Source organism: Streptomyces boncukensis, assembly GCF_011045075.1.
In the GTDB taxonomy this organism is placed as follows: domain Bacteria; phylum Actinomycetota; class Actinomycetes; order Streptomycetales; family Streptomycetaceae; genus Streptomyces; species Streptomyces boncukensis.
On sequence record NZ_JAAKZZ010000336.1, the window covers coordinates 1 to 8,472 of the forward strand.

An 8,472-nucleotide genomic window follows, 5' to 3' on the forward strand; every position below is an offset into this window, starting at 1 on the left:
GCCCCAGGGCGGGCGAGGGCTCCCGGGGAACCAGGACGGCCAGCGGCCCCAGGGCAGCCAGGGCAGCCAGGGCAGCCAGAGCGACCAGAACGGCCAGGGCGCGCCGCAACCGCCGTCCGGCGGGCAGCAGCGCACGGGCGGCGGCATGGGCGGGCCCGGCGGCTCGCTCGACTCCGCGACGCTCGCGTACCTCAAGAAGCACAAGGACGGCGCCACCTGGCTGCGGGCCGTCGCCAACGACCAGTCCGCCGCGTCCGCCATCCTCGCCGGCCACGAGCCCGTGATCTCCATGGGCGGCTGGTCGGGCAGCGACGACGCCATGACCCTCGCCAAGCTGAAGCAGCTGGTGAAGGCGGGCAAGCTGCACTACGTGCAGGTCGGCGGCTCGGCCGGTCCGAGCGGCAGCTCCAAGACCGGCCTCACCGACTGGATCACGAAGCACGGCACCAAGGTCGGGCCCAAGAGCTCGAACAGCGGCTCGCTCTACCGCCTCGACCCGTCGGACGTCGGCTGAGGCCGGGACCGGCCCGTTCTCAGCCCTCTCATGGAGTTCTCACAGGAGACTCTCAGAAAAGTGGAGCACGATCTGTCATATGAGCGACAACCCCAGCAGCCCGGCCCGCGGTGAGCTGCGCCGCCCCGACGGCACCCCGGTCCGCGTGCTCGTCGTGGACGACGAGCCCCCTCTCGCCGACCTGCTCTCGATGGCCCTGCGCTACGAGGGGTGGGACGTACGGGCGGAGGGGGACGGCTCCTCCGCCGTGCGCACGGCCCGCGAGTGGCGGCCCGACGCGGTCGTCCTCGATGTGATGCTGCCCGACATGGACGGCCTGGACGTCCTGCACAAGCTGCGTGCCACGGCCCCGGAGGTCCCGGTCCTCTTCCTCACGGCCAAGGACGCGGTCGAGGACCGGATCGCGGGGCTGACCGCGGGCGGTGACGACTACGTCACCAAGCCGTTCAGCCTGGAGGAGGTCGTGGCGCGGCTGCGCGGCCTGCTGCGCCGGGCCGGCGCCGGGGCGGCGCGCGGCGAGTCGCTGCTGGTCGTCGGCGATCTGGTGCTGGACGAGGAGAGCCACGAGGCCAGCCGCGCCGGCCAGGACATCCATCTGACCGCCACCGAGTTCGAGCTGCTGCGCTTCCTGATGCGCAATCCGCGCCGGGTGCTCAGCAAGACGCAGATCCTCGACCGGGTCTGGTCGTACGACTTCGGCGGCCAGGCCAATGTCGTGGAGCTCTATATCTCGTATCTGCGCCGGAAGATCGACGCGGGCCGGTCCCCGATGATCCACACCCGGCGTGGCGCGGGCTATGTGCTGAAGCCGGCCGAGTAGGCAGGAGGGTGAAGCTCCGTCCGAGGACGCCGCGGCGCTGGTCGCTGCGCACCCGGCTGATCGTGTCGGCCGTCGCGCTCATCGCGGTCGTCGCCGCTGTGATCGGCACGGTGACGACGATCGCGCTGCGCAGCTACGGGTTCGACCAGCTCGACAGCCAGCTGCGGGACGTGGCCCACCGGGCCGCGGGGCCGATGCAGCGCGACGCGCCGGTGCCGAGCGCGATCTCGGGCGATCCGGCCGTCGCGGGGCCCGGCCAGCCGGTGCGGACCGTCGGCGCCCGGATCGGCGACGACGGTACGGCGTCCGGCGGGGTGATCAGCAGGCAGCGGGACCGGGAGGACACCGCTCCGAACCGCCCGCCGGTCGTCGCCAGGCAGCTCACCGCCGCGCAGACCGAGAAGCTCGGCAGCGTGCCGCTCGACGGCGAAGAGCACACGGTCGAGCTGCCCGGCCTGGGCACATACCGGGCGACGGCGGTCCAGGACCAGGGCCAGGACCGGGGCCAGGACCAGGACCGGGATCAGGGCCGGACCTATGTCGTCGGCATTCCGACGGACTCGGTCCAGGACATGATCAACACGCTGATCGTGGTGGAGCTGTGCGTCACCGGCGCCGGGCTGGTCGCCGCCGGGCTCGCGGGCGCGGGGCTAGTCGGGGTGGCGCTGCGCCCGCTGCGCCGGATGGCGGCCACCGCGCGCCGCGTCTCCGCTCTCCCGCTGCACGAGGGCGAGGTCGACATCCCCGAGCGGGTGCCGGCCCGGGACACCGACCCGCGCACCGAGGTGGGCCAGGTCGGCGCGGCGCTCAACCGGATGCTGGACCACGTCGGCTCGGCGCTGACGGCGCGGCACGAGAGCGAGCAGCGGGTACGCCGGTTCGTGGCGGACGCCAGTCACGAGCTGCGCACCCCGCTGGCGTCCATCCGCGGCTACGCCGAGCTGACCCGGCGCGGCCGGGAGGAGCCGGGGCCGGACACCCGGCACGCGCTGACCCGTATCGAGTCGGAGTCGGAGCGGATGTCGCTGCTGGTCGAGGATCTGCTGCTGCTGGCCCGGCTGGACGCGGGCCGCCCCCTGGAGCGCACGGAGACGGACGTGACGGCGCTCGTCGTGGACACGGTCGGCGACGCCCGCGCCGCGGGCCCCGGCCACCGCTGGCGGCTGGACCTGCCGTCCGAACCGGTGACGGCCGCCGTCGACGCGCCCCGGCTGCACCAGGTGCTGGCCAACCTCCTCGCCAACGCCCGCACCCACACGCCCGACGGCACGACGGTCACGGCCCGGGTGCGCGCGCAGCCGCCCGGCTGTGTGATCGAGGTGGCGGACGACGGACCCGGCATCCCCCCGGACGTCCTCCCGCACGTCTTCGAGCGCTTCGCGCGCGGCGACGCGTCCCGCTCCCGCACCCACGGCAGCACGGGCCTGGGCCTGGCGATCGTGCACGCGGTGGTGACGGCCCACGGCGGCCGCGTCGAGGTGTCCTGGGCCCCGGGCCGTACGGTGTTCACCGTGCGGCTGTGAGGCGCGCCGAGTCGCCGGCGCCGCAGGGGTGTGTCGAAACACCCCCAAGCAGCCGACCGGCCGAACCCACAGCCGTCGCACAGGCGCAGCACACGGCCCTGACAGCGCGGGTCGCGACCGTCGGGGCCATGCGAACCGAGACACGTGAGCAGGCGCCCGAGACGACCGGCACGCTGCCCGCCCGGCAGCACCTCCCCGCCGGGCACGACCCCCGCACGACCACCGTGCTGGACGTGGTCGTTCCGGTTCACAACGAGGAGGCCGGACTGGAGCCGTGCGTCCGGCGGCTGCGCGACTTCCTGGAGCGCAACTTCCCCTACGGCTACCGCATCACCGTCGCGGACAACGCCAGCACCGACCGCACCCCGCAGATCGCGCTCCGGCTCGCCCGTGAGCTCCCCGAGGTCACGGCCCACCGGCTGGAGGAGAAAGGGCGCGGGCGGGCGCTGCGCGCCGTGTGGGGCGGCTCGGACGCGCCCGTCCGGGCGTATATGGATGTCGATCTGTCGACCGACCTGAAGGCGCTGCTGCCGCTGGTCGCCCCGCTGATATCGGGGCACTCCGACGTGGCGATCGGCTCACGGCTGGCGCGCTCCTCCCGGGTGGTGCGGGGGCCGAAGCGGGAGTTCATCTCGCGCTCGTACAACCTCATCCTGCGCGGCTCGCTGGCCGCCCGGTTCTCGGACGCGCAGTGCGGCTTCAAGGCCGTGCGGGGCGACGTGGCCGACCGGCTGCTGCCGCTGGTCGAAGACACCGGGTGGTTCTTCGACACCGAGCTGCTGGTGCTCGCCGAGCGGTCCGGGCTGCGGATCCACGAGGTGCCGGTGGACTGGGTGGACGACCCGGACAGCCGGGTGGACATCGTCCGGACCGCGCTGGACGACCTCAGGGGCGTCTGGCGGGTGGGGCGCGCGCTGGCCACCAGGGCGCTGCCGCCGGCCCGGCTGCGCCGCCCGTTCGGGGACGACCCGCACGACCGGGAACTCGCGGGCGTGCCGGGCGGGTTGACGCGGCAGCTCGTCGGCTTCTGCGCCGTCGGCGGCCTCAGCACGCTGCTGTTCCTCGGGCTCTACTCGCTCTTCCGGCTCGGCACGGGCCCGCAGGCCGCCAACGCGCTGGCGCTGCTGCTCTCCGCCCTCGCCAACACCGCCGCCAACCGCCGTCTCACCTTCGGCGTACGCTGCCGGGACGGCGCCGTACGCCACCAGGCGCAGGGGCTGCTCGTCTTCGCCACCGGGCTGGCCCTCACCAGCGGCTCGCTGGCCGCGCTCGGCGCGGCCAGCCCGGACGCCGCACACAGCACCGAGCTGGCCGTCCTCGTCGCCGCCAACCTCGCGGCGACGGTACTGCGCTTCCTGCTCTTCCGGTCCTGGGTCTTCGCGGGGAGGGACGAGGGCGGGGCCGACGCCCGCCGCTGACTCCGCCCGGCCCCCGCCCGACCTCCACCCGAAGGACCGCGCGATGCACCCGTCGCACCATCGGCGCCATGCTCAACGGCGCCACCGTCGGCGACGAGCTCAGGGCCACGCTCCGGGCCGACGCCGACGACTTCACCTAGCCCGTCGCCACGGTCGGCTCCAGCCGCGCCGCGAGCTACCAACTCGCCACCGGCTCCCCGGTCATGGCGATCGGCGGCTTCAACGGAACCGACCCCTCTCCCACACCGGCCCGGTTCCGGGAGTACGTGAAGGACGGCCGGATCCACTACTACGTCGGCGGCGGAACCGGTACGGCGGACTCCTCGGGGAGCGCCGCAACGATCGACACGTGGGTGAAGCGGCACTATGCCAAGGTCACGGTGGACGGAACCACGCTCTACGACCTCACCCAACCGAGCGACGGCCAGTGCCGTGGCCCTTCCGGCGGAGTGCCCCGTAAGGGGGGCGGGGAGCCGCGCGACCAGCCACGGCCCACCCACGCCCTGCGACGGGACAGCAAGGGGCAGCCCCGCCCCGGCGGGGTCCGCTCACGAACGCAGCGGCAGCCTGGCCCCGTCCCGGAGGAACAGCGGCATCCGCTCCAGCGGCGCGGGCACCGTCACCGTCCGCCCGCCCTCGTACGCCGCCCCGCTCCACGCGTCCGTCCACCGCGCTCCGCGCGGCAGATAGACCTCCCGCCGCACCGCGCCCGCCTCCAGCACGGGGGCCGCCAGCAGGTCGGGGCCGAAGAGGTAGGCGTCGGCGACCTCCCACGCAGCCGGGTCGTCCGGGAACGCGAGCAGCAGCGGCCGCATCACCGGCAGCCCCTCCTCGTGGGCCGCGCGCATGGCGTCGAGGATGTACGGGCGCAGCCGCTCCCGCAGCCGGAGCCAGTCGGCGAGGATCTCCGCGGCCTGCTCGCCGTACGACCAGACCTCGTTGGGCCCTCCCGTCATGTCCGGGCCGAGCGGGGAGCCCGGGGCGCGGTAGCCGTGCAGCCGCATCAGCGGGGACAGGGCGCCGAACTGGAACCAGCGCACGAGGAGTTCGCGGTAGCCGGGGTCGTCGGGGTCGCCGCCGTGGAAGCCGCCGATGTCGGTGTTCCACCAGGGGATGCCGGACAGCGCGGCGTTGAGTCCGGCGGCGACCTGGGCGCGCAGGGTGGCGAAGTCGGTGCCGATGTCCCCCGACCACAGCGCGGCCCCGTAGCGCTGGCTGCCCGCCCACGCGGAGCGGCACAGGGTGAGGATCTCCGTCTCGCCCGCCGCGCTGAGCCCCTCGTGGAAGGCGCGGGCGTGCTCGCGCGGATAGAGGTTGCCGACCTCGGTGCCCGGTCCCGCGTGGTAGCGCAGGTTCGCGGCGAAGCCGGGCTTGATCTCGGGCTCGCAGGCGTCGAGCCAGAACGCGGTGATGCCGTAGGGGTCGAGATAGTTCTCCCGGGCCTTCGACCAGACGTACGCCCGCGCGCCCGGGTGGGTGGGGTCGTAGAAGGCGACCTGTACGGGCTCCGCCGCGCCCTGGTCGGGCCACTCGGCGTGCGCGACCGGGCCGTACTCGGTGCCGAGGAGCCAGCCGGCGGACTCCATCGGGCGGTGGTTCTCGCTGAGCGGGGAGACCGAGGGCCAGAAGGAGACCAGGAGCTTGACGCCCATCCCGGCCAGCTCCTCGACCATCGCGGCCGGGTCCGGCCAGGCGACCGGGTCGAACTTCCAGTCGCCCAGGTGCGTCCAGTGGAAGAAGTCGCAGACGAGGACGGAGAGCGGCAGCCCGCGCCGCCGGTACTCGCGGGCCACGGCGAGCAGTTCGTCCTGGGTGCGGTAGCGCAGCTTGCTCTGCCAGAAGCCCGCGGCCCACGCGGGGAGCATGGGGGCGCGGCCGGTGACGGCGCTGTACCGGCGCTGGGCTTCGGCCGGGGCGCCCGCGGTGATCCAGTAGTCGATCTGGCGGGCGGAGTCGGCGACCCAGCGGGTGCCGTTGGCGGCCAGCTCGACCCGGCCGACGGCAGGGTTGTTCCACAGCAGCGTATAGCCGCGGGAGGAGGTCAGCACCGGGATGCTCACCTCCGCGTTGCGCTGCACCAGTTCGACGACGGCGCCCTTCTGGTCGAAGAGCCCGTGCTGGTGCTGGCCGAGGCCGTAGAGCCGCTCCCCCGCGTAGGCGCTGAACCGCTGTTCGAGACGGTGGTAGCCGTTGCCCGTTGCGGTGTAGAGGCGGGAGCCGGGCCACCAGAAGTGCGCGCGCTCCTCGGCGAGGAGTTCGCCGCCGTCGTCCGTACGGACGAAGCGGAGCAGGCCCTTCGCGTCCAGCTCGGCGCGGATCGCGCCGTTGGCGATGGTGGCGCGGCCGTCCGCGTAGCGCACCGTGCCGCGGGCGGCGGGCGGCGGCTCCTGGAGGGCGCCGGGCAGATCCGGCAGCAGCGGGCCGCCGAGCCTCGCCCGGACGCGCAGCGCGTCGGGGCCCCAGGGCTCGATCCGTACGGTCTCCTGCCGCCCCCGCCACTCCAGCGCGCCGTCGCGCTCCTCGAAGACGCCCGCCGTGCGGTGCGCGGGCTGGGCGAGATCAACGGCAAGGTCCACTTCGGTGTCCACGGGCGCCTCCGGGAGGGGGTGGGGGGTAGGACTCCGGGCGTCAGTGCGGGGGCCCGGGAGCCGGTGCCGGGCCCGAGCTGTCGCGGACGGTGAGGACGGGGGGAAGCAGCAGCACGCCGTCCCGGGCCCAGCCGCCGCCCGGCGCGTCCGCGAGCTGGGTGACGAGCCGTTCGACGGCGAGCCGGCCGAGCCCCTCGGCCGGCAGGGAGACGGAGGTGAGCGGGACCGGCGCGTGCTCGGCCACCTGGTCCGGGCAGACGGCGACGACCGAGACGTCCTCGGGGACCGCCCGGCCCCGCTGCCGCAACAGGCTGAGCAGCGGCTCGACCGCGTGCTCGTTCTGCAGCACGAACGCGGTGGTGCCGGGCCGTTCGTCGAGGATGCGGTCCAGGGTGTGCGCCACCTCCGGATAGCCGCCCTGGCAGGGGCGGTGCAGCAGCCGCATCCCCGCGGCGCCGGCCCGCTCCCGGATCCCGGCGAGGGTGCGCTCGGCGAAGCCGGTGCCGCGCTCGTAGACGGCGGGGGCCTCGCCGAGTACGGCGAGCTCGCGGTGGCCCAGCCGGGCGAGGTGGTCGACGCAGAGGGATCCGGCGGCGGTGAAGTCCAGGTCGACGCAGTTGAGCCCGGCGGGCTCGGCGGGCAGCCCGATCAGCACGGCGGGAAGCCCGAGGTCCCGCAGGGGCGGCAGGCGCGCGTCGTCGAGCTGGACGTCCATGAGGACGACGCCGTCGGCCCGCACTCCGTCCGCGACGCGGCGCACCCCCGCCGGGCCCTCCTCGCCGGTCAGCAGCAGCACATCGTAGCCGTGCGCGCGGGCCGCGGTGGCGACGGCCAGGGAGATCTCCATCATCACCGGGAGATACAGGTCCGTACGGAGCGGCACCATCAGCGCGAGGATGTCGGAGCGGCGGCTGGCGAGGGCGCGGGCCCGCAGGTCCGGGTGGTAGCCCAGCTCCCGGATGGACCGCTCGACGCGCTCGCGGGTGGGTGCCGAGATGGCGCGCTTGCCGCTGAGCACATAGCTGACGGTGCTGGGGGAGACCCCGGCACGCCGGGCCACATCGGCGAGAGTGACCATCCCAACTCTCCTCTGCCGGAAGCGGTTCGAAGGGGCTGCGGTGCCTGTCAACTGCGAACGGGCCAGACACTAGAAGCTGACCCGGGATGTGTCCATAGTCGTATCGAAGCGCTTCACTGAGCAGAGATCCGCAAGGAGTCCCGTGAAGAGCCCCGTGAGGAGAGCCATGACCCCAGCGACCCCAGCGCCGTACTACGCAGACGTCTCGCCCGGCACCGGCACGCTTCCGCCCCGTGCCTGGACCGCGGCCTCCAGCGCCGCGCGGCTGAGTCTGAACGGCGGCTGGCGCTTCCGCCTCGCGCCGACGGCGACCGCCGAGGACGACTCCTTCGCGGATCCCGCCTATGACGCGACGGGGTGGGCGGAGCTGAGCGTTCCGGGCCACTGGGTGCTCCAGGGCCACGGCTCCCCGGCGTACACCAACGTCCGCTATCCCTTCCCCGTGGACCCGCCGCGGGTGCCCGACGAGAATCCGACAGGCGACCACCGCCATGTCTTCGACCTGCCCGCCGGCTGGCCCAGAACCGGGAG

General features: G+C 74.2%; 7 protein-coding genes and 1 pseudogene. 6 read left to right on the top strand and 2 right to left on the bottom strand.

Annotation, left to right across the window (positions count from 1 at the left end; genetic code table 11):
• The 5 genes and pseudogenes from G5C65_RS25690 to G5C65_RS40930 form a co-directional block, all read left to right on the top strand.
• Window positions 1-514 (top strand): mannosyltransferase YkcB-related protein (locus G5C65_RS25690; RefSeq protein WP_478501613.1); only part of this gene is annotated, 514 nt, incomplete at its 5' end.
• 79 nt (window positions 515-593) lie between these two features.
• Window positions 594-1,334 carry a response regulator transcription factor gene (locus tag G5C65_RS25695; RefSeq protein WP_165301309.1) on the top strand — a complete coding sequence of 247 codons (741 nt, stop codon included), beginning with the start codon at window positions 594-596 and terminating at the stop codon, window positions 1,332-1,334.
• An 8-nt stretch (window positions 1,335-1,342) separates the two neighbouring features.
• On the top strand, window positions 1,343-2,857 hold the full coding sequence (locus G5C65_RS25700; protein WP_165301310.1) for an ATP-binding protein: 1,515 nt from the start codon (window positions 1,343-1,345) through the stop codon (window positions 2,855-2,857).
• Between the two features lie 128 nt (window positions 2,858-2,985).
• Window positions 2,986-4,275, top strand: coding sequence for a bifunctional glycosyltransferase family 2/GtrA family protein (locus tag G5C65_RS25705; protein WP_165301311.1), 1,290 nt, complete (start codon window positions 2,986-2,988; stop codon window positions 4,273-4,275).
• A gap of 203 nt (window positions 4,276-4,478) precedes the next feature.
• Window positions 4,479-4,580 (top strand): annotated as a pseudogene (locus G5C65_RS40930) (mannosyltransferase YkcB-related protein); the annotation flags it as partial.
• A gap of 243 nt (window positions 4,581-4,823) precedes the next feature.
• Here G5C65_RS40930 and G5C65_RS25710 read toward each other — a convergent pair.
• The gene (locus tag G5C65_RS25710; protein ID WP_338146655.1) at window positions 4,824-6,863 is read right to left on the bottom strand and encodes a glycoside hydrolase family 31 protein; all 2,040 of its coding nucleotides are present in this window, start codon (window positions 6,861-6,863) and stop codon (window positions 4,824-4,826) included.
• A gap of 40 nt (window positions 6,864-6,903) precedes the next feature.
• Window positions 6,904-7,992, bottom strand: a complete 1,089-nt coding sequence (locus G5C65_RS25715) for a LacI family DNA-binding transcriptional regulator (protein WP_338146656.1) — start codon at window positions 7,990-7,992, stop codon at window positions 6,904-6,906.
• A gap of 115 nt (window positions 7,993-8,107) precedes the next feature.
• Between G5C65_RS25715 and G5C65_RS25720 the strand changes: the two genes are divergently transcribed.
• On the top strand, window positions 8,108-8,472 hold a 365-nt coding region (locus G5C65_RS25720), incomplete at its 3' end, for a sugar-binding domain-containing protein (protein WP_338146657.1).

Excerpts from the sequence above, each read along its gene's own strand:
- G5C65_RS25695 (WP_165301309.1), top strand. The coding sequence starts at position 594 with ATGAGCGACAACCCCAGCAGCCCGGCCCGCGGTGAGCTGCGCCGCCCC.
- G5C65_RS25705 (WP_165301311.1), top strand. The coding sequence starts at position 2,986 with ATGCGAACCGAGACACGTGAGCAGGCGCCCGAGACGACCGGCACGCTG.